18 protein-coding genes are annotated in these 22,110 nt (G+C 42.2%); 5 read left to right on the forward strand and 13 right to left on the reverse strand.

Annotation, left to right across the window (positions count from 1 at the left end):
* Positions 1-52 precede the first annotated feature (52 nt).
* The 3 genes from J8Z24_RS09260 (at position 53) to J8Z24_RS09270 (ending at position 3,616) form a co-directional block, all read left to right on the forward strand.
* On the forward strand, positions 53-1,414 hold the full coding sequence (locus J8Z24_RS09260; RefSeq protein ID WP_128732197.1) for a phosphatidylserine decarboxylase family protein: 1,362 nt from the start codon (positions 53-55) through the stop codon (positions 1,412-1,414).
* A gap of 228 nt (positions 1,415-1,642) precedes the next feature.
* Positions 1,643-2,668 (forward strand): hypothetical protein, encoded by a 1,026-nt coding sequence (locus J8Z24_RS09265; RefSeq protein WP_176032371.1) that lies wholly within the window; start codon positions 1,643-1,645, stop codon positions 2,666-2,668.
* Positions 2,669-2,773: 105 nt separating this feature from the next.
* Positions 2,774-3,616 carry a glycosyl hydrolase family 18 protein gene (locus J8Z24_RS09270; RefSeq protein WP_176032370.1) on the forward strand — a complete coding sequence of 281 codons (843 nt, stop codon included), beginning with the start codon at positions 2,774-2,776 and terminating at the stop codon, positions 3,614-3,616.
* A 111-nt stretch (positions 3,617-3,727) separates the two neighbouring features.
* On the opposite strand, the gene J8Z24_RS09275 is transcribed toward J8Z24_RS09270, so the two are convergent.
* Together J8Z24_RS09275 and J8Z24_RS09280 are read right to left on the reverse strand one after the other, a co-directional pair.
* On the reverse strand, positions 3,728-4,993 hold the full coding sequence (locus J8Z24_RS09275; RefSeq protein WP_125253907.1) for a Xaa-Pro dipeptidase: 1,266 nt from the start codon (positions 4,991-4,993) through the stop codon (positions 3,728-3,730).
* A 90-nt stretch (positions 4,994-5,083) separates the two neighbouring features.
* On the reverse strand, positions 5,084-6,829 hold the full coding sequence (locus J8Z24_RS09280; protein ID WP_176032401.1) for an MFS transporter: 1,746 nt from the start codon (positions 6,827-6,829) through the stop codon (positions 5,084-5,086).
* Between the two features lie 74 nt (positions 6,830-6,903).
* Between J8Z24_RS09280 and J8Z24_RS09285 the strand changes: the two genes are divergently transcribed.
* Positions 6,904-9,324 (forward strand): hypothetical protein, encoded by a 2,421-nt coding sequence (locus J8Z24_RS09285; protein WP_176032369.1) that lies wholly within the window; start codon positions 6,904-6,906, stop codon positions 9,322-9,324.
* 84 nt (positions 9,325-9,408) lie between these two features.
* Here the strand turns inward: J8Z24_RS09285 and J8Z24_RS09290 are convergent, their stop codons facing one another.
* From J8Z24_RS09290 to J8Z24_RS09340, 11 genes are all read right to left on the reverse strand, one after another.
* Positions 9,409-9,933 carry a GrpB family protein gene (locus J8Z24_RS09290; RefSeq protein ID WP_128732203.1) on the reverse strand — a complete coding sequence of 175 codons (525 nt, stop codon included), beginning with the start codon at positions 9,931-9,933 and terminating at the stop codon, positions 9,409-9,411.
* An 8-nt stretch (positions 9,934-9,941) separates the two neighbouring features.
* Positions 9,942-10,337, reverse strand: coding sequence for an ACT domain-containing protein (locus J8Z24_RS09295; RefSeq protein ID WP_176032368.1), 396 nt, complete (start codon positions 10,335-10,337; stop codon positions 9,942-9,944).
* A gap of 221 nt (positions 10,338-10,558) precedes the next feature.
* Positions 10,559-10,981, reverse strand: a complete 423-nt coding sequence (locus J8Z24_RS09300) for a GFA family protein (protein ID WP_128732205.1) — start codon at positions 10,979-10,981, stop codon at positions 10,559-10,561.
* Positions 10,982-10,983: 2 nt separating this feature from the next.
* The gene (locus J8Z24_RS09305) at positions 10,984-11,442 is read right to left on the reverse strand and encodes a YaiI/YqxD family protein (protein ID WP_252094564.1); all 459 of its coding nucleotides are present in this window, start codon (positions 11,440-11,442) and stop codon (positions 10,984-10,986) included.
* 100 nt (positions 11,443-11,542) lie between these two features.
* Positions 11,543-12,340 carry a PhzF family phenazine biosynthesis protein gene (locus tag J8Z24_RS09310; protein ID WP_176032367.1) on the reverse strand — a complete coding sequence of 266 codons (798 nt, stop codon included), beginning with the start codon at positions 12,338-12,340 and terminating at the stop codon, positions 11,543-11,545.
* A 786-nt stretch (positions 12,341-13,126) separates the two neighbouring features.
* The gene (locus J8Z24_RS09315) at positions 13,127-13,417 is read right to left on the reverse strand and encodes a PilZ domain-containing protein (RefSeq protein WP_128732724.1); all 291 of its coding nucleotides are present in this window, start codon (positions 13,415-13,417) and stop codon (positions 13,127-13,129) included.
* A gap of 8 nt (positions 13,418-13,425) precedes the next feature.
* Positions 13,426-13,809 carry a response regulator gene (locus J8Z24_RS09320; RefSeq protein WP_125253912.1) on the reverse strand — a complete coding sequence of 128 codons (384 nt, stop codon included), beginning with the start codon at positions 13,807-13,809 and terminating at the stop codon, positions 13,426-13,428.
* 81 nt (positions 13,810-13,890) lie between these two features.
* Positions 13,891-17,784, reverse strand: coding sequence for an ATP-dependent RNA helicase HrpA (gene hrpA / locus J8Z24_RS09325; RefSeq protein ID WP_176032366.1), 3,894 nt, complete (start codon positions 17,782-17,784; stop codon positions 13,891-13,893).
* Between the two features lie 119 nt (positions 17,785-17,903).
* Positions 17,904-18,332, reverse strand: coding sequence for a CBS domain-containing protein (locus J8Z24_RS09330; protein WP_125253897.1), 429 nt, complete (start codon positions 18,330-18,332; stop codon positions 17,904-17,906).
* A 78-nt stretch (positions 18,333-18,410) separates the two neighbouring features.
* Complete coding sequence (locus J8Z24_RS09335) at positions 18,411-19,439, reverse strand: isoaspartyl peptidase/L-asparaginase family protein (RefSeq protein WP_252094565.1); 1,029 nt, start codon at positions 19,437-19,439, stop codon at positions 18,411-18,413.
* A 350-nt stretch (positions 19,440-19,789) separates the two neighbouring features.
* Positions 19,790-20,500 carry a SapC family protein gene (locus J8Z24_RS09340; RefSeq protein WP_125253895.1) on the reverse strand — a complete coding sequence of 237 codons (711 nt, stop codon included), beginning with the start codon at positions 20,498-20,500 and terminating at the stop codon, positions 19,790-19,792.
* Between the two features lie 675 nt (positions 20,501-21,175).
* On the opposite strand from J8Z24_RS09340, the gene J8Z24_RS09345 reads away from it, so the two are divergent.
* On the forward strand, positions 21,176-22,096 hold the full coding sequence (locus J8Z24_RS09345) for a glycosyltransferase (protein ID WP_176032364.1): 921 nt from the start codon (positions 21,176-21,178) through the stop codon (positions 22,094-22,096).
* The last annotated feature ends 14 nt before the right edge of the window (positions 22,097-22,110 follow it).

Consider the following 22,110-nt stretch of genomic DNA (forward strand, 5'->3'; position numbering starts at 1 on the left):
ACATTCTCCTTAGCTCGCGCTATCACCCACTCTTATTAAGGAGAGCACTCAAATGAAAGAAATCATGAATATTTTACGTGTTGTTAGTGAAAGTCGTCAGGCAGAAATTAGCCCTGAGGATAACCATAAGGTTGAGCAAATTGTAAAGTGGCAAAAAGAAACTTTGACTCAAGCTGAACTGGCTTTTTCTGGTAGCTATGAACCCGCAGTTCAGGCACTTTCGGATTACCTTTCATGCACACCGAGTAGCGACAGCACCGCTAGGCGTTTCGCCACCCAGATGTTAACTGAAGTACCCGAGCCATATCGAGCTTTTGAGACTCTGTCGCAATGGCTCGTTGCTATTAACTACGTTATTCAACGTGCCCCTGAGTTCGAAAAAGAAACTTTCCCTATGTCCAAACTGTTTGTTTTCTACATGTTTGTTCCATCAGGGAATAAGCTATTCGTTATGAATGAGTTTAATGCTAGGCTTACACAAGTACTTCAAGCGTGGCAGACTTACTTAGACTCAGAAGAGTCTAAAGTTGTGCTCAATCCTGAAGGCACAATCCCCGCACCGACGGGCTGGCTATCTCAAAGTGCCCAAGAGCAACTTTGTCTATCTCAGGCAAAAAACTATGCAGATAGAGCGCAAACTTACTGGGGCTTTACCTCATATAATGATTTTTTCCATCGAGAGTTAGATCTTGACACTTATCGACCACTTCCTGCCAATGACTCCAATAAAATAGTCGTATCTGCAAATGATGGTACTGTTTATCGCATAGCAAGAGACGTGCAATACTGTAACCAGTTCTGGTTGAAGGGCCAGCCCTACTCATTGTTTGATATGCTCGGCGGTAACGCGATTAGCAAAGAACACGATGTTCCCACCCCTTCTTATCTCATCGAGCCTTTTGTTGGTGGAGATGTGATGCAATCCTTCCTCTCTGGCGCGGATTACCACCGTTGGCATGCACCAATTTCAGGTAAAGTCGTGCGCAAACAAACTATTGAAGGATTTACCTTCAGTGAATTGCGTAGTGAGGGCTTTGATGCCAGTGCTGGCACTGAATCTCAAGGTTATCAAGCTATGGTAAACACGCGTGGTATTGTTTTTATCGAAGATGAATTCGGTAGAGGGCTGGTTGCTGTGATCCCAATTGGGATCACCGAGATTTCATCGGTAGAAATCACAGTTGATGAAGGCCAATACGTCAAAAAAGGTCAAGAGCTGGGTTATTTCAGCTATGGTGGCTCAACCTTAGCATTGGTATTTCAGCGCGGTATGGTAGCGTCATTTATGGCAGAGCCAGCCAGCGATGATGCGCAGTTCCCAGCTTGTAAAAGTGCAGAGAATTGCCCTGCAGAAAAAGGGTGCCTGCGAGTACGCTCTGCGATTGCAAAATTACATGACCCGCAAAAATGTTAAGCTTTATCACTGTGCTACAAAGCGCTATTTAGCTCCTCTGTGGAGGAGCTAACGTGAGCTTGCTGTATTCTATGGTGATACGCCAGATTAAAGAGGCGCATTAGCACCTCTTTAATCGCTCAATTACCTCTTTTGGATACTCAATCACTTCATTGTATTGAATGCCATGTCATCTTGATCGCACGTTAAATAAAAACTGGCACACCTAACACCAACTAAGGAAGAGTCATGGCGCTCATAATTGACAAGACTGAAATATCACAACCGCAACAATTTTCAGATAAGATACAGACATTGCTTCAGCTTATTCACCAGGGTATGCCCTGCACCGAAGCACTCATAAAACAAAAACAAATCGTAAAGTGCAACTCAGAAGAACAATTTATTGAAATGTTATGCCTAAAATTAATGGGATCTACTTTACTTTATTTACACCAACTTCATTTATCGGTGGGCACTGGAAAACTGTTTGAGTTGCATAACCAAGACCTCAGGACACTAGCTGTTTTAAATAGCCACAATTCAGAGAAAGAGCGCATTATTCTCTCGGAGATATTGACTAAATACCACCTAGTTGATAGCAACGCTTTAAATAAAATAGCGCGTTTTTATCACCGTTATAACTTAGACTATCCAGCAATAAATTCGGGCGCATCATTTGATGAAAAGCTGACCTTATATAATGTTATTTGTTATTGTGAACAGGCATTTACATTGTCTGAAGAAACAGTGACTACAGCTTATCATTGGGCGACGCAAAAAGCACAAAACCTGGGTGATTTTGCCCGCTATTTTTGTCTTTATTTAGTATGGGAAAACAGCCAATCAAAAACACTCACCTCACCGGATCATCTCATTGAGACACTGGCACCTATCGTAAATAGTAACTTAAACCACCCAATTGCCAATTACGAACTAGACGTGATTACCCTGCAACAAATGATAAAAAGCTGGTATCAAGATGGAAATAACCTTGGGTTTAGTGGCTTCACGTCAGGACTACTTAGTATTGTCCTGAATATAGATCTTAACTCTGAGGACGTGGTAAAAGATGCTAGTGCTTACCTTGACGCACTGCAAACTACATTACGTAGTACCAGCTGCAACGCCTGCTATATGTCTCAGTCTGGGTTATCCCGTCATTATTCATTCAATTCACAACGTGGTGAAGTCATTCTCAAACTAGACAGGCAGGGTTACCTGAGCCTATTTAGCCACTGGCCAAGCACTTCTATATTTAATCTACACTTATGAACTATTTAGCAAACCGGCTATTTATTGTAATCCCCTGTAATTTCATATATCGGAAAACTTAGCTAATTTGTAATAGTCGATTGTCTTTTCATAAAAGGAACTAGCATGTCAAAAACGATTACATACTACAATTCAGGCGCTATCCCGCTTATTAATGCCAGCGAGCTGCCCTATGACGTGGTTAACCTCGCATTTTTGTCTGCAACAAGTGACAGTCCGTTTACTTTAATACTGAATGGTGCGGTCGCAGCCACTCACTCCAGCTTCACCAACGCAACCGTTGAGGCAATCAAGGCTATGCAGCAAAAAGGGCAGAAAGTGCTTATCTCTTTTGGTGGTGGAGACATGGATTATAATACTTATCGTCTACAATCCACAGATACAGCACAGTTAGCAGAAGCGCTCGCAAAATTTGTAAAAGACAACCATCTCGATGGTGTTGACATTGATTACGAAGACAGTGCGGCATTCATCGGCAAGGCTGGATACGACGGCGCACAGTTTTTGATTGCCTTAACTCAGGAACTCAGAAGGCAACTACCAAGCCCAGACTTTCTTATAACCCATGCACCTCAGCCTCCTTATCTGGAGCAAGGAGGTGCTATGGCAGGATATATTGAGGTAGCAGAACAGGTAGGGCAAGATATAGATTGGTTAAATGTGCAGTTTTATAACAACCCACCTTGGAGCGCCAACCCAGACCAAATAGTTAACTCATATCTTAACTATATTAAGTTGCCGAATATGTCACCTGAAAAGATAGTGTTAGGATTCCCCGTTACCATGCGCGACGCAGGCTCCGGATACATGCCAGCAAGAACCATAGTTAACGAGGTGATTATGCCTATTCAAAACATTGCTAAACTGGGTGGCGTTATGAATTGGCAATTCTCCAGCGACCAAAACGGTGATTGGATCAACACCATTTCAGAAGCACTGAATAGATAAATGTACGCCAGTGAAACAGATAGCAGGCTACCTTTTGTAGCCTGTTTAGAAGAGACATTAATGTCGGTAAAAGGTGTTTGACGAATGCGACACCGGCCTTGGGCTGCTTTATTACCGCTTCTCTACTTTGCCGTCTTTCATAACAAAAGTGACATTTTCCATCACACCAATGTCTTTAAGCGGATTGCCTTTAACCGCAATAATATCAGCAAGTTTCCCCGCCTCAAGCGAGCCTAATTGTGTGTTTTGCTTGAGTAACGTCGCGGAGTTAATGGTAGCGGCCTGCAAAGCCTGTAGTTCAGTCATGCCAAATTTCACCATACGGCTAAACTGCTTGCCATTGTCGCCGTGAGGATAAACCCCAGCATCAGAGCCAAACACCATATTCACGCCCGCTTTTACCGCTTTTGTGAAACTGGCACGCTGAGTAGCCCCAACTTTACGTTCTTTATCTAAGCTCTCTGCTAAAATTCCCGCTTTTTCGCCCTCGCCTAGAATATATTCAGTATTGTAAATGTCCATAGAGAAGTACGTGCCTTTATCTTTGGCCAGCTGAATGGCTTCATCATCAACAAAACTGACATGTTCAACCGAGTTCACACCCGCTTTAATTGCGGACTTGATACCGTCAGTACCATGAGCGTGGGCTGCAACCGTTAAGCCGCGTAGGTGCGCTTCGGTTACTATCGCCGTCATTTCCTCTTGAGAATATTGCTGAGCTCCCACTTTAGTGCCTTTAGACAATACCCCACCCGTTGCACAGAACTTGATTAAGTTAGCACCATATTTAATATTTTCACGTACTTTTTGCCTTACCGCCCAAGGACCATCTGCAACCCCTTCTGAAAAGACTTTATGCTCATGGGTTAAAAGGTTGTTGTCACAATGACCGCCGGTGATCCCAAGAGAAGGGCCTGCTGCATTTACACGCGGGCCTGGTACGTCACCATCAATAATGGCATCTCGCAGCGCGATGTCAGCATAGCCAGCAGCACCGAGGTTACGAACAGAAGTAAAGCCCGCATCCAGTGTGCGCTTGGCGTTTCTAACACCGGTGATCGCTGCTCGAGGTGCGGTACGTTGCAACCTTTTGTAGCCATGAACATGAGCATCTGAAGTTAAGTGGACATGCATATCAAATAGACCGGGTAATAATGTGTGACCGCTTAGGTCTATCACCTCTGCGCCCTTTGGATAGGCTTTACGATTTGACTTTCCGACTGAGGTAATTTTATTGTCTTCAACGACCACAGTGGCAGGTGAGATAAGCTTGCCTGACACCACATCAATCGCAGAGTCAGCGTGTAAAACATACGTTTGCGCATACACACTGCTGGAAACAAAAAGCACTGTGCTCATCCATATTTTTTTATTCATCTTACTTCCTCATTTTTTGCTCGAGTGTAGAAAGAATATGGCTTGCAAACAAACCGATCGCGACCAATAACTGTTCCCATTTCAATAGTGCTATGTTTTTCTGTCTATTATCACTTTGTTGAACCAGAATAATGCAATGGCAGTGATAAACGCGATAGCGGCAAATAGTCCCCACATTAACTCAGGTGCCGCCATTTCTTGTACTAACACTTTATAGCTCCAACCAGATAAAAATCCAGCAAATAAGAAACCCAGCGCCATAGAAACAAAGTAGTATCCCATATACAACGCAGCTTGAGATTGAGGCGCGATACTCGCGACATACTCTTGGCTTTTAGGAGAGGCAAGCATTTCACCCAGCGCGATAAGTAATATGACAGTGACAATGAGCTGACCGCTTAACCAGTCGCTATCGCTAAGTAATGCGATAAACGCAACCGCCATCACCAGTAAACCTGTGACTAGCACATAAAATGGTCTAAATCGCTGACAGACAAAACTCACCAAAATTTGTGCGACCACGATCGCTGCAAAGTCTAAGTTGATGAGATACTCAGGATTGATTTGACGATATTGTACGAGTTGCTTAGCAAGGGCTTGCGCTTGGTGCTGTGAAAGTGTCTGTCCATTATCGTGAAGCGCGTTTAGCGTTTGTAGTATCAACTGTATTTGCTCATGGGGGACATTCACTTTGAGGTGAACCCATTCCAGCCTAATGGTTTCAATGGATACCGTGCCACTTTCCTTAAGCTCATTGAACAGCGTAAAAATAGCAGCAGTTAACTTATCAATATCAACATGCGCTAAAAACGCGACGCCAGAATCGCCAAACCACGCCAATATATCTCGGGTATCTGCATAATCACGGATATACACAGGTAAAGTATAAAACAGCTGATTATAAACAGTCCAAAAGCCTGCAAGGATCAGCAAATATAACGCAAACGGCAGGTTGCTCACCTTCATCGGTTGTTGCCACCATGCTTTAGTCGACGCTCGATTTATAAGCATTCTGTCCCACACCCAGTTAGCTACTAACCAGATTGCAATCCAAGTAAACGCCTGACTGTAGTCAGAAAACCCAACGCCTGCCGACATCAATAGCGCCAGTGCGACAAACAGCGCAAGTGCTAAACGGGTATTACCCAGCACCGACTGTGCCGTTTTTAATACTTGAGTAGGAGATTGCTTGGTTTTAGGTAATGTTTGCGGGTCTTTGTAAAATAACATCAAGGGGATAAAGTTTATGGCAATCCAAATCGCCGACATCATAAATACCGCATCCCAGCTAATGGCGCGCATATACCCAGCAACCAAAGGACCTAAAAACCCACCAATATTCACCATGGTATAAAAAATCCCAAAGCCCAGACCACGATTACCATCGTTTGTGCTGTGGCTGACGGTGCCAACAACCACAGGCTTAAAGCAAGCAGCCCCCAGCGCAACAAAACTCAGCGCTGCAAAAAATGGCCAAAAACTCTGTGCCTGTCCCAGTAAATAATAACTTGGTGTCATAACCAAAAATGCAAAAAAGAACATCTTTTTATACCCGACGCGATCTCCCAGCGCACCAGTTACAACAGGCAAAAGATATAAAAAGAAGGGAATAATTCCCTGCACTGCGCCACGCTCTATATCAGTAAAGCCAATACCACCTTGTGATTTTGGGGTTGTCATATAAATTGATGACACAGCGAAAAAGCCATACCAAGCTAGCCGTTCAAATATTTCCATGATATTCGCAATGTAAAACGTGCGGCCAAACCCAGAAGACGAAGTTGACCGATTTGTCTCATTGAGATCTGGCTCACACCACTGCTGCTGATTTTGCATAATGACAATACCTGTTATCTTTGTTATTTTATATTGCATACAATATACACAAATAATAACGAGAGCAAAGTATCATGTCTTTATTTTATTTATTCCCAACCATTTCCTTTTATAGACGAATACTCTTCCTGCAAAAGCAACAACTTGTATTTGCTCCTTTAATTGCATTACTTGCTTTACTCAGCGGATGCCAAACTACGCGAAGCAATATCGTCGCTATTCCAAGCCCTGCTGATATGCGCTCTGAAGTGAGCGTTAATGGCCGAGTTAGTACACTGAAGCACATCGATATCCAACACGTTGGTAAACAAATTCCGCTCACTTATAGCGAAGGAAAAATAGCTAACTCGCGGGGATATGACTGGTGGGTGAGTAAACATTTTGCACTCAAAAGTGACCTGCCTGAAGACAAAGTAAAACTTTATTTAGAATTACTTGAAATGTCTTATCCTCATTATGTTGAATTGTTTGGGATGGCACCCGCCGCGATTGATAAGAAGAGAATCGCTGTCGTTTATGGCAGTTCACGCCAACGTACAAAAGAAGCCATGCTGGACGATGGCTTTTTGCGCGGCGTACATAAAACAGCTGGCGGCGAAACGATGTTTTATAACCGTGCAGGGTACAACTTTCCGAGTCATCGCCAGCATCACCAACGCTACATCGTGATCCATGAAACTATGCATGCGTTTCATATGGCACTGAACGGTCACTCAACTTGGGCACCGAATTGGATCACTGAGGGGATGGCTGATGCCATTGCAAGCCACGTATATGATCCAAATAAAAAGCAGTTAACTGTGATGGTTTTTGACCGTGCTCCAATGAATTATCTGCACTTGGGTTTACAGCAGTATTATCAAAATGGCCAGCCATCTTTTGAAGCCATCAATGACGACCCATCGCTCAAACGCGGGCTCAACTTCTTTATCGTACATTTTTTATTGAGCGATCCTGAGCGATATCAATATTTTAAACGCTTTATCGGCAAATTAATGGACGCAAATCCTCACTCTGAAAACACCTTGCCAACTGCCAATGCACTCTTAAAACAGACCTTCCCCGATTGGCCTCAGCTTGAACAGCAGTTTGCAGCGTTTGTGCGCTCTGCCACGCCAAGTTTTTATATTGTCGATGGGCCTTGGGAGCAAAACGGTGCCACATATTGGCTCAGAAATACCGAAAGCAAAACACTTAATCGTCTCGATATTCATCCAAACTTTTCCTCTACACATGCCGTGATGGATTTTCCCGCCCCCGATAAAACACCTTTAATCAACTCACTTGATGAGCATAGTGTTGCAGCACTAATCGACTTAGAACCAGAGCAGAGTAAACGAGGGGAAATTGGCTTTGCGTTAATCGCTGATTTAACAATCGAGAGCTTAGATGCGCGTCTCGGACGCGTTAAACCAAAAGAAATTGATTTTAATAAAGACACTCTACTGCAATTTACCCTTCAAGAAGGGATGAAGTTAACAGTTTCTAGCAATCAAGAGTTATTTCCCGCAAAATCCGTCGCACTGCTGCCGCAATTACGCAACGATATTAAGCTATATCATCAAGTGGCGCTCACGCTTTCAAAGCGGGACGATGCACTGATTATTAAAATGAAAACACAACACCATGAGCAACTGGCTAGGCTACCGTTGATCCAAATTGGTGTTTCAGACCTTAGCTTGCAAAAAATAAGCCTTATTGGCCGAAATAACAATCATAGAATAACGCCGTACTTTGCTGCGCATGACTACTTGATCACGAATGAACAAACCACTAACCCTTGGCACTTTAACGATGCAGCGCTACTTCGCAGAGCCTTTAACACTTGTGTGAAATATAGCGCTCAGTTAAGTGGTTGTATGACCCCACTTCGCGAAATCTTTAACAAACAGAAATCAAGAATAGTCACGGAAACTGAGCATAAAACCCTCAATCGCTTACTGCAGCAATGGCAATCAACACTTGGCGACAATGCGCTCTTTACCCTAAGTGGTATCAACATCCAAAGCTATTTTTCTGACGAAAAGCACTATCTGTACGTCAACAACCCTAGTAATCATCATATGACACTAAGTATGGCTAACTACTCTGAAACTCTGGATTTTGGTGAGCACCGTATTGAATTGCCAACACCAAGCGTTAAAAGCTTAGTGATTCATTGGAACGGATTAACACAACAAAAGCCACTTCTAACGCCAAAGATACCTTTTGATGGTGTTCAAATGAAAGTTAGTGTTCGTGATAATATCACTATCACACTTAACGGCCCCTATTCAGGTGCGTCAAGTGGTGTATTGCGTGTTAATTTTATTCCATTTTACTCATTCAAAAATGATGAGCCACTTTGGCAGCTGCCCGTTACCTTTGCACCTTATGAAAGTAAAACTTTTAGCGTAGATAAGTTACGGGGATTAAAAGATGGCGTACTTAAAATAACCGGTGAGTTTGACGTTGATGGTGAACCACTTCAGTTGACTAAAACCATTAACCTGTAATGCTAACCCCTTGTAGCGAGCAGCGTATGTAAAAACGCTACTCGCTCCGATGAGACGCCATTATATTGAAATCTGAAGCCGAAGTTATAGCGCCGATAATGTACGCTTTACAAACGGAGCTTTGGCTTTGCCATAGTCATCTTGTTGAGCAATACCTTGTGTTATGATTTGCCGCTTTTGTTCCTCATATTCTGAGCGAGCTTTGACATTATCAAGCATGTACGCTTTAAATTGCACCTGCTTGCGATGTTCTTCACTGTCCTGTTCGATAATATGAGCATGAATTTGGAACAGTTCACCTTGAAACCGTACCGCAATATCCTTACGTGGCCTAGTAGGAGGAAATGGTTTGTCACTATGCTGATTTTCAAAGCCAAGCTTGGTTAGATAGGCAACTGCTTTTGTTAATTGACCGGGCTGATACAGCACAGATATATCAATGATCCCTTTACCTGCAACTTTAAACGAGCTTGAGCCAAAGTGTAAAAAACGAAGCTCTGGATGTGCAATTTCCTTTATCACTTCATCAGCGACTTCAATAAATATTTCGCGCCATGGATTAAAGCTTGCTGGCATTAACTTGTATGGTACAAATTCAATGACTGACATACACACTCCTACGTTGCCAAGTTTTGAATCGCAGATATCGCTTTACTCGCATCATCTGCTGGTACAAAGATGTGATCATGATAAAAACCCGCGAAAACATTTGCGCTAACATTGACCTCTTTTAACGCATTTGAGAATGCTGCGGTCAGTCCCACCGCTTCAAGGCTAGAGTGGACTTGTAAAGTGATTTTATTCATCACACATGAATAAGCCAGTTCATGAGCATCTGCGACCGATTGTTTAACAACTAATGTTAGCCCTTCGTGTTCAACAAAAGTGGCGATAGGGTCTAGTGTTAGACACTCGAGCAAAGGTTTGTCTACGGTGCAAAAAACATAAGGTGTGCTATCTAACTGTGGTGCGATCTCTTTCAATAACCGCGAAAGTTCATTAATTCCTGCCACTGTTGTCTCCTGATGTTAAAGTTATACCAATTTTCTTAATTAAGTGGTCTATTTTGAGGCGAGAAAATCTTGTCGATAACTCCGCTACCACGCCCTGCTATCGCCAAGGTACCTACCCCCATGTAGTCAAGGCAAAAACTTTGCTATTTAGTTGTTCTAAATAAGAAATTTTTAACGCTGTTAGCGTCAGGTTTACTCCTTCAAATTGAACAAGTATTAAGTCAAGTTGGTATTAAATCTCGATTCGGTTCAAACGCATCATATCGCGGTAAGCAGTCGTCTAAATCATCCCAATTGGCTTTGGAAGAGACAAAATTATGCGACATTGGGCGTTCATTAATATCTGAATCTACAATGCCAAGGCGGAGCCTAATACGGTTAGGGTCTGCATCGTTTGAACTATAGATTGGGCTTGCGCAGTGTACGCAAAAATGGCGCTTTCGTCCCGGTTTGACTGTATATGCCTTGAGCGAATCTTTACCACTTTGCACTATAAATTCGTCTGCTTTAACAAAGCCGTTGGTTGCATAAGCGGTTCCTGTTGACTTTCGACACAACGAACAGTGACAATGGATGATGTCAGAGATAGCACCACGGATTTCAATTTTTACAGTTTGACACAAGCAGCTCGCTTTGTAGCCCATATTTAATCCTTTTTATTTCTGGTGATCCAAGTATCTAATTGATTTGCGAAATTTTGTTTATCAGATTGAGATAATGGCGGAGGACCTTGTGTTTGTACTCCGCTGGCACGCATAGTATCCATAAAATCACGAATGTTTAAACGTGATTTTATATTTTCTTTGGTTAACAACTCACCGCGAGTGTTTAGCGCAGTGCATTTTTTTTCAATAACCTCATCAGCGAGCGGAATATCACCCGTGATCACAAGATCCCCCTTATTGACACGCTTCACTATTTCATTATCAGCAATATCAAAACCCTTTGGGACTTGTAGTTTCTGAATAAAAGGAGATGGCGGGGTCTTTAGGTACTGATTCGCAACCAAAGTGACAGTGGTAGAAGTACGCACTGCCGCTCGAAATAACATTTCTTTGATAACCACGGGGCAAGCATCAGCGTCAACCCATATTTGTTTTGTCATAGTGACTCTTTTTCAATTTAATGCTGAATACCTTTGACACTCAGCTAACCTATTAATTTGAGCAATGGTTCAAGCCCTTACTTGCACTAAAACCTGATATCTACTCGTCATCAATGTCAAACATGCCTTTGGCATATAGTACACCAAACCCAGACACAATCACATTCGCGCCCGTTACCTCACAAAATAACTCTCCACCACGTTTAGAGAGTTGATGCGCATGAAGATTATATTTTCCGAGTACATCTGCCCAATATGGTGCAAGGCCCGCGTGAATTGAACCCGTAACGGGGTCTTCATCACCACCATTGGCGGGCCAAAAATAACGAGATACAAAGTCAACACTATCGCCTTTTGCAGTAACAACAACATCATGTGGTGCAAGCAGTTTCAACGCTTCACTGTCATATTTACAATCACGTACCTGCTGCTCGTTATCTGCAATAACGAAGTAAGCTTGGCGATTTTTGAGTACTTGAGTGGGTGTTATGCTAATTCCTTTGAGTAGCGCATCTGGTACATCCGCTACAATTGGTGCTAGATTCGGAAATTTCATCACAATTCTACCGTCAGCGGATTGTTGGATGACAAGTGTTCCAACCTCCTGAGTATGAAAGAGTATTTCACCAGAGTTTCCTCTACAGTTAAATAATACATAAGCCGCAGCTAAAGTAGCGTGTCCACAGAAATCAATTTCAGTAATGGGTGAAAACCACCTGATCTCATAATTACTTTTATCTAAAGCCTTAACAAACGCGGTTTCAGACAAGTTATTTTCAGTGGCTATTTGCTGCATCAACTTATCACTAAACCACCGCTCAACCTCTACCACTGCGGCGTTGTTACCTCCAAACCGCTTACGAGTGAAAGCGTCTACCACAAAATACTCGAACCGCATCTGTTACTCCTTTTAGAAATATCTGAAAGTAGGATATAATTTACTCCCATTGGGGACGAATACATAATTAAATGCACTGCTGTTCAGGGATCTATATCAATTAGCTTAATAGAGTTGTCTATGTTGAGGTACAAAAACCTTCGTCTAAAACATCGCTTTTGGATGCCCTCATCATCAAGATATTTATATGCTTTGAATCAAATTTACGCCCTAAGATTGATCATGTATTAAGTCGAAACGGTATAACTAGCCTATCGCAAATCAATACGTGCAGTGCCATAACCGTCTGCTAAAAAGACACTAATACCAACCTATAGTCGAGGCTTATATGTTTACAGATGCTGTTTTATCTATCTTATGTTTATACTCTCTAGCTATGTTGATCACGAGCTTATTAATGATAGCAACAACACCCAAAGACAATGAAGAAAAGCGCAAACAATCAATCACTGAATACACCATGTTCGCACTGGCATCCATCGCCACTTTCTTTGTGTCGTTTTATACCCTGTAGATATAGGTTTTATATACCAGCTCACCGTTGGCAATAAAGTTATTTAGAAAAAATGGGGTTATGCTGGTGGTACCAGTGCTGTTTTAGGTATCAGCTTCGATACCTCTACATCTTTTAAGTCAAGTACATACTCGCCAGTAGAGGCTTTATTGGCGAGTATATTGCGAATATTGACACTGTGGTGATGTGATCAGTGAGGTATAAAACCAAACGCGCTTGATTGCATAACATCAGGTTGATAACGATAAGACACTCTCAATATAGGGCTTGGACTAATTAAATTTGGTGATCTCTAAACCTGCAATCCATTGACCGTCTTGTTCTTGACTGCAACGTATCACGGTAGCATGGGCACTCAAAGGCTGGATCATATCACCACTTGAATCAATAAAAATATCAACAACAGTATTTGCTTCTACAGGGTCTGATATTGTTACAGAAAGGCCAGTAGCACTAAGATCATGACACACTCCTTCGTGTGTTTTTCCGGACTCTAGCTCTCTTAATTGTGCCACCGCATCCACAGACATACGCATAAAGCGACGTTTATCTTCATTGATCATGTGTGCTCCTACACCATTGATTTTATTTTTTCTAATAACGACTGCATCGAAAATGGCTTAACTACGTACGCATCACAGCCGGCATCAAAACCTGCTTTTTGTTCTTTTTCAGATTCTAAGCCTGACACCATCAACACTGGAATGTTCTTCGTCTCTGGCGTGTTTTTCAGCATCCGACATGTATCATAGCCATCAAGCCCAGGCATACATACATCTAATAAAATTGCATCGGGAGGATCTGCAATTGCATTAGATAAACAGCTGGTACCTGAATTGGCATAACTAAGCTCAAACACCCCAGACAATGCGACCTCGAGCATTTCATAATTAAAATACTCGTCGTCAACCACTAACAGGTGCGGCGTATTTTTCCTTTTCTCTCGTGTGGACATAACCAATGCCGCTTCCTTCTCACAATCCAAAACTTTACTTCCTCATATAATAAAGTAACTGTCGTACTCTAAAATGCAAGTTTATATTTCACACTCTTTTATTGCGTTAAGAACACGTTTAGCCGAAATAGGATAAGCGGTTCCTAATGTTTGAGCAAACAAAGACACGCGAAGTTCCTGTTGCATCCAAAAAATATCTTTAAGCGATGGTGGTATCGGGAATCCTGATGGGACTTTTGCTAACTTATCTTGATAAGCCGCCGCTACCTTTTCCAATTCTAGTACACATAACCTATCTCTATTTGGATCTACAGCAAGCTTTTCAAGTCTTTTTTCTATGGCTTTCATATAGCGTAAAATGTCTGCGATTTTTTGTGCCCCGTGTGCTGTTACAAAGCCCTTAAAAACAAGATCAGATAGCTGCGATTTAATATCACCATGCGCAGTGATCATGGTTAAATCAACACGTCCTTTCATGCGTTTATTGATACTATGAGCCACGCTGAGCAGTGATTCAACTTGTTTTGCTATCTCAACAACCGTATCACCTAATTCAGCTCGAATGTATTCTTTAGCCTGTTCAAATGCGTTGTCATCCCGCACCTCACCAAATTCGAGCAACAGCTTATCCACTCCAGCAGCAGTACAGTCGTCTATTAAGTCTTGCACTTTACCAAAAGGATTAAAATATAAGCCAAGCTTTGCCCTATTAGGTAAATGTTGCTGTAAGTACTTCACGGGTGAAGGTACATTAAGCAAGATAAGTCGCCGTACACCAGCCTGATGTGCCGCTTGTGCTTTTGTTTCATTATCAAAAAGTTCTATTGCTGCGCTTTGCTTTTTATCAACCAACGCGGGATATGCTTTAATCTCATAGTTCCCTTGTTTTTTGGTGTACTGCTCTGGCAACTCTCCAAAATTCCACTGCTGAATATCGGTTTGCTCAATCCCCTGTTCGGCGACTTGAGAGAGCGTTTGTGTCACTTGCCCCTGCAACTTGGCCTTAAGCGAACTTAAATCAAAACCGTGAGCGATTACTTTTCCGTGTTCATTCACTACTTGAAACTGCATTTTTAAATGTGGTTCAAGCGAACTTGTATCCCAGTCGGTCAGCGCAACTTTCACTCCAGTCATTTTAAGTAGACGATTTGCAACCGCTTCCAAAAATGGACCTTGCATTACCTCCACAGAGGCAAGCACGGCATCAGCATAGTTTGGCGCGGGAACAAAGTTCCGTCGTAAGGCTTTTGGTAAAGATTTAATCAATCCACATACCAGTTCATGCCTAAGTGCAGGAATATGCCAATCAAAACCCTCATCGTTAATTTGGTTTAGTAACGCCAGTGGTATATTAACCACCACGCCATCAAGCGCTTGGCCAGGATCAAAGTGATAACTTAGCGGCAATATCAAGTTATCTTGTTGCCAAGTATCGGGGTAATCTGTGGCATTAATATGATCCGCACCATGCTTCATTAGCAGTTCTCGGGTCATGTGTAAAAAGCGCTTGTCTTTTTGCTTTTTAACTCGCCACCATTTGTTAAATGCAGCGCGGTTATTCACATCCTGTGGAATTCGGTCATGGTAGAATGCCACTACATCTTCTTCGTCAACCAAAATATCGCGACGCCTAGCTTTGTCTTCAAGTGCTTGCACTTCATCAACTAACTTTTGGTTTGCAGTTAAAAAGCCTTCACTTTGCCCAAGTTGCCCATTGGCTAGGGCTTCTCGAATGAAAATTTCACGGCTAACTACAGGGTCTATCTCGCTATATACTGTGCGCTTACGACCTACGATAATCAAACCGTAGAGAGTTTGTTGTTCAAATGCGATTACTGCACCGGCCTTTTTTTCCCAATGCGGTTCACTATAACTGCGATTAACCAAATGCTTGGCTAAAGGCGCTATCCAGTTCACATCGATTTTTGCATTGACCCGTGCATACAGTTTACTGGTCTCTACCAGCTCTGCCGACATCAACCATTTTGGACTTTTTTTGAATAAACTTGAGCCCGGGAAAATATGAAACTGACTATTGCGCGCCCCTTTAAAGACCTGCTTTTGTTTTTCGTCTTTTACCCCTATATGGCTCAACATACCACTGAGTAAGGCTTGGTGAATAGCTTCATCTGCTGCGGGTGTATTATTGACTTTAAAACTCAGCTCTTCACACACCGTTGTGAGCTGATACACAATGTCTTGCCATTCGCGCACTCGCATATAGGCTAAAAAATCTTTTTGACATTGCTTTCTAAACTGATTTCGGGTTAGCGCTTGTTGCTGGGCTTCAATATAGTTCCAAAGATTAAGATAGGCGACAAAATCAGAGTGCTCGCTCTCAAAACGACTATGCTTTTCGTCTGCTACTGCACGCTTATCCTGCGGCCGCTCACGGGGGTCTTGAATGGACAAAGCCGCAGTGATTACAATAGCCTCCCAAAGTGCGCCATTTTGCGCACCAGACATGACCATTTTGGCAAGTCTGGGGTCTATTGGAAGGCGACTTAGCTTACGCCCAGAATCAGTGAGTTGAGCTTTTTCTCTACGTTTTGCAGGTACAATCGCTTCAAGTTCCTCGAGTAGCGACATACCATCTTTTATATTTCGGCTGTCAGGCGCTTGAACAAATGGAAATTGACTAATATCACCAAGTCCAAGTGCAAGCATTTGCAGGATAACTGACGCAAGATTTGTTCTTAAGATTTCAGGGTCAGTAAACTCTGGGCGGCCAAGAAAATCTTGTTCACTATACAAACGAATACAAATACCTGATGCCACCCGCCCACAGCGACCTTTTCGCTGATTGGCACTGGCTTGAGATACAGCCTCAATCGGTAGGCGCTGAACTTTGGTGCGATAACTATAGCGGCTGATCCGCGCAGTACCAGGATCGATAACATAACGTATACCAGGTACAGTCAAAGACGTTTCTGCCACATTTGTCGATAATACGATACGGCGCTGGCTGTGCGGTGCAAAAATACGATTTTGTTCAGCGTTTGAAAGGCGCGCATAGAGGGGTAATACTTCGACTCCTTTTAAATTACGCTTTGCCAAGGCATCAGCGGTATCACGTATTTCACGTTCCCCGTTCATAAATACCAGAATATCACCTGGCCCTTCTGCACACAGCTCATCAACTGCGTCAAAGATCCCTTGTAGCTGATCGTTCTCTGCTTCGCTATTTTGTGGGTCAATATCTTCGACTGGGCGATATCTTACTTCCACCGGATAGGTTCGACCTGAGACTTCAATAATCGGCGCGTCATTAAAATGTTTGGAGAAACGCTCAGGGTCAATCGTTGCAGAAGTAATAATTACTTTTAAATCTGGGCGTTTAGGCAGGAGCTGTTTTAGATAACCTAAAATAAAGTCAATATTAAGGCTACGCTCGTGCGCTTCATCTATGATGATGGTGTCGTATTGATTTAGGAATCTATCTTGCTGAATTTCAGACAGTAAAATACCATCAGTCATTAATTTTACGTAGGTGTTATCGGAAACTTGATCTGAAAACCGAATTTTAAACCCTACTTCTTGCCCCATTTCACAACCAATCTCCTCTGCAATACGAGTCGATACACTTCTAGCGGCAAGCCTTCTAGGCTGAGTGTGGCCAATGTAACCATCCACACCGCGCCCAAGTTCCAAACAAATTTTTGGTAACTGAGTGGTTTTACCAGATCCGGTTTCACCAGCGACAATCACCACTTGGTGACTAGCAATCGCTGCTTTTATATCTTCTTTCTTTTGACTTACTGGTAACTGTTCAGGGTACTCTACTGCCGGGATATTTGCGCTTCTCGTTACCTTTAGTTGCTGGCTTTTTGCAATTGCTGCTGCGATTTTTGCAATAACCTGCTTTTGTTTTTCTTGATCGGTAATTTTTTTTGCACCATGAAGGCGCTTTTTGAGGACGAAGTGATCCTTTTTAAGACATGAATTTAGCTCTTTAAACAGCGAGTCAACCTGCACTACACGACACCTTGTGATTACATAAAACGCCGTGTAGTTTAGCAAATCAAGTAGGACGAACCCAACTAAATTTCATCAGTACGTCTTATTTTGCGCTAATAAATGTATTACTAAAGACGTTATACGTATCGTTGCCCAGACATATAGGTATCATGTAAGTGTTTATCTATTGCGAGTAATACATTCGCCCGGCTGATCACGCCCAGTAAGCGCTTATCTTCGTCAACAACAGGGTAGATTTTGGGCTTATTACAACTCATCATATCTGCGATTTGCACGATACTATCTTCACAATTTACACATAACGGGTCTTTTGTCATCACATCAGACACAACACTATGAGACTCATTTTGATACGTTGCCTCTAACATTTTTTTAAGGCAATCCTGTTCAGACAAAAAGCCGATGACTCGTCGACTTTCATCGATGACAGGGCCACCAGATTGTCCACTTTGAAGCAGTTTTTCAACTGCAGCCTCTATGCGCATATCTTGATTAAATGTTACAGGTCGATGATTTAAGTAGTCTGCGACTTTTATTGATTGCATTGCCCATCTCCATTAAAACGCCAGCTATCATAGTAATAGTAGTTGGCGTTTTAAGAAGTTGCTTAATCTAATATTGTTTTAGTCGCGATAAATACCTACGTACGTTTCGGTGCTTGAGGATTTACTTGCTCGATACATTCCTGCTGTATTAAACGGCATGCTGATATTGCCATTGGGATCTACAATTATCACACCGCCGGTGCCACCAACAGGGTAAAGCGTGTCAAAAATAACCTCTTTGCCTGCTTTTTCTATCGACTTACCCTGATAAGCAACGCGAGCGCAAATATCGGCCGCAACATTATACCGAATAAAATACTCGCCATGGCCCGTTGCAGACACTGCACAGGAGCGGTTATCTGCAAATGTGCCTGCACCAATCACGGGTGAGTCACCTATTCGTCCAAAGCGTTTCGCCGTCATCCCACCTGTCGACGTTCCTGCAGCTAAATTCCCATGCTTATCAAGCGCCACTGCACCGACAGTCCCCATCTTGTATTCGCTCTCTAATTGCTGATGTGCTGCTTGATAGTCTTTCGTGGCGGCTTCTTTCATCTGTAATCGCTTTTTCGCCTTTAAGAGCGACTGGTAACGAGCATCAGTGTCAAAGTAACTATTTTCCACTAACTCAAAACCGCGTCTCTTAGCAAAATCTTCTGCACCATCACCACTTAGCATGACATGTACAGAGTGCTGCATGACTTCTTTTGCCAGATTGATGGGGTTTTTAATGTGCTTTACGCCAGCCACTGCGCCTGCTTGACGGTTACGACCATCCATAATTGATGCGTCTAATTCATGACCTTCATCGTAGGTGTATACGGCACCTTTCCCCGCATTAAAAAATGCAGAGTCTTCAAGAATATTAATGGCTGCCGTTACTGCATCAAGACTTTCTCCACCTTGTGCCAGTACCTTATAGCCAGCCTCAACGGCTTCTTTTAATTTAGCTTTGTATTGTTTTTCTTTTTCCGGCGTGAAGTTACTACGCTCAATTGTGCCCGCCCCGCCATGAATAGCGATTGCAAATGGCTTTGATTGCGCCTCAGCCATCACACCTGTTGTCGTCAACGCTAGCATGAATGCAAACAAAGAAGTTTTATTCATTTTTTTACCTTGGTTCTTTATTGTGCCAACAGCATGTGATGAACTATAGAAGGATGCAAGTATTCACGTTGAAATGTTTGTGCATTATTAAGTTAAAGATGATTTTTTATAACAATTATCTTAATTAAGTGGTCTATTTTGAGGCGAGAAAATTTTGTCGATAACCCCGCTTTTGCGTCCTGCTCCTGCCGAGGTGCCTATGCCCTGTAAGCAAGGAAAAAGATCAATTCGATTAGTTTTATCGCTTGGAGCATCAAGACTTACAAAGAGCAAAGGTGTGACTGTTAGAGCATAAAAAAAGCGCTTCCTCTGGAAGCGCTTCTATCGAATCATTCTATATCTAAAAGCGTTTAGCTAGCTTCGCGCTGTGCTTTAATACGAGCTAGACGCGCCACTTGATGCGTAGAAGTCAAAAATGCGAAGATCGGAGCTAAATAGCCACGTTTACGTAGCTCTAGGAAATCTTCGTCACCTAACTCATTTAACTTGCGCTCATCTACAAGATAGATACCGTTGATGTCTTTCTTCTCACCACGGATCTCTACAGTTAACGTTTGTTGAACTAAAAGCTCTTTGTCAGCAAGATACTGAGTGAATGCTTCAGTTACACGAGCAAACTCAACGTAGCTTACTAACGCTTCTTTACGACGTGCTAAATACTCAGTCTCTTTACCGTCTTCAAAAAGCGCATTGCCTTCTTCTTCACCAACTAACGGGCTTGCTTCATCAATCACAATACCAAACTGATCTTGCTCTGGGTGCTTAACTAAACCAAACGGGTAACGAGCTGCTGCCATTGGTACAAAGCTACCAGTCCACTTGTCGCCTTCAACAAATAGATTTTCGTTTGGCTGAAGACCAAACATAGCAACCGCTTGAAATTGACCAGTTTCTGAATTTTTAACAAAAGCCATTGGGAATTCAGTCGCTACACGTGCAAATTCGTGTGCAACCACTGGCATTAAGTGCTGAGTTTTAAGGAATTCAACATTCACGCCGTTTTTAACTTTAATGTTAGCGTGCTTCTCGTTGTGTAAAGGCTGCACTTGTTGCTCTGCCATAATACTGCTCCATTATTTTACGTATTTGTTACTTTATTTATTGCCCCTAAGGCTAGCGGTTTTCGGGGCAAATTGGAAGTTAAATATTTATTTAACCTGAGCCTTGAATAAGGAGTGAGCTAACGTTGGGATTGTTAAGACTCGCTATATTTAGCTCTCTACCTAATTAAAAAGTTGTATTGTTGCGACCGTCATCTTCTTTTTCTACTAAATATGCAACTTGTTTATTAAGACCATAAAAGGTATCGACTCGAAGTTAAGAATTGGTTGTAAACTCATATTGGTAAGCATCAATACAGGCAATAAAAGAACTCGCTATTAAACGCAAATACGATGTTAATACACGCATACAGGTGCTACCCATAAAGCTCTTCACATTACAGTGTCCCTGCTGGTGTTGAAAATGATTAACAACATAACACGAATAAATCACCTTCCCAATTTAAAAAACATTAACCACATACATATCGAACCTCATTGATGAACAATATTCAACCAAAAAAGACGAACAAAAAAACAACAACCTTAATAATCATTAGGTTACTAAATACACATAAAATAACAACTTGAAAAAACCGAATAACATATTGACACCAATAATTCACATATTAAAAATAACGTATCCAATTTCGGTGCTAACTTTTGCGACGATTGCAAATTCAAAGGAATATAAAAATGAAAGATTGGAGACCAGGGATCAGCGTTATTATTCCCACTTATAACCGCAGCCAATTATTACAACTCACATTACAGAGTTTAGAAAGACAAACTCTTAGTAACGTTTTCTTTGAAGTTATCGTGGTAGATGACGGCTCGAACGATAATACAAAAGACATTGTTGACTCATACACAGATAAGCTACCGATACATTACTACTTTCAAAGTGATCAAGGATTTAGGGTTGCTCGAGCACGAAATATCGGCATATTAGCGGCGCAATTTGAGCATGTATTATTTTTGGACTCAGGTGTCATTGCAGAAGCATCATGTTTAGCCCAACATTTGAAGCAATACCAGTCGAGTAACATTGATGTATTAATTGGACTGTGCTTTGGGTTTGAAGAACTCGAAGAGTCCAGTATACGGGCTTTTAAGCATCGCTTATCCAATAATAATATTTTTGCTGATCACACTTTTTTAGACCAATTTCAAGATTGTCGCGCCCCTTACTTACACACTCATGGGTTGTCACTACAGTATATCGCTGAACCTTGGCTTATCTTTTGGACTTGTCACGCGTCGTGCAAAACACAAGCGCTTTTTGACATCGAAGGCTTTGATGAATATTTCACAAGCTGGGGGGGTGAAGATGTTGAATTAGCACTTAGGCTCCACGGTATAGGTGCTAAATTTGAGCTCATCACTGATGCAAAAGCAATTCATTACCCACACCCTAAAGTAAAAGCTGATACCTATAAAAGTGCAAAAAAAAATATCAACTATATTCACGACAAACACTGTTCGGTTGCAACGTACCTACTACAACAAGGAATGAGTTGGCAAGACATACTAACCGCCCACACTCGCCCCAATGATGCGCTGAAGGGTATTTTATTCAGCCAAGCCCATGCCACATCATTTAGCCAAGCCATGTAAACACCACCGTATTT

The organism is Pseudoalteromonas sp. SCSIO 43201, from assembly GCF_023716725.1.
Lineage (GTDB): Bacteria > Pseudomonadota > Gammaproteobacteria > Enterobacterales > Alteromonadaceae > Pseudoalteromonas > Pseudoalteromonas peptidolytica.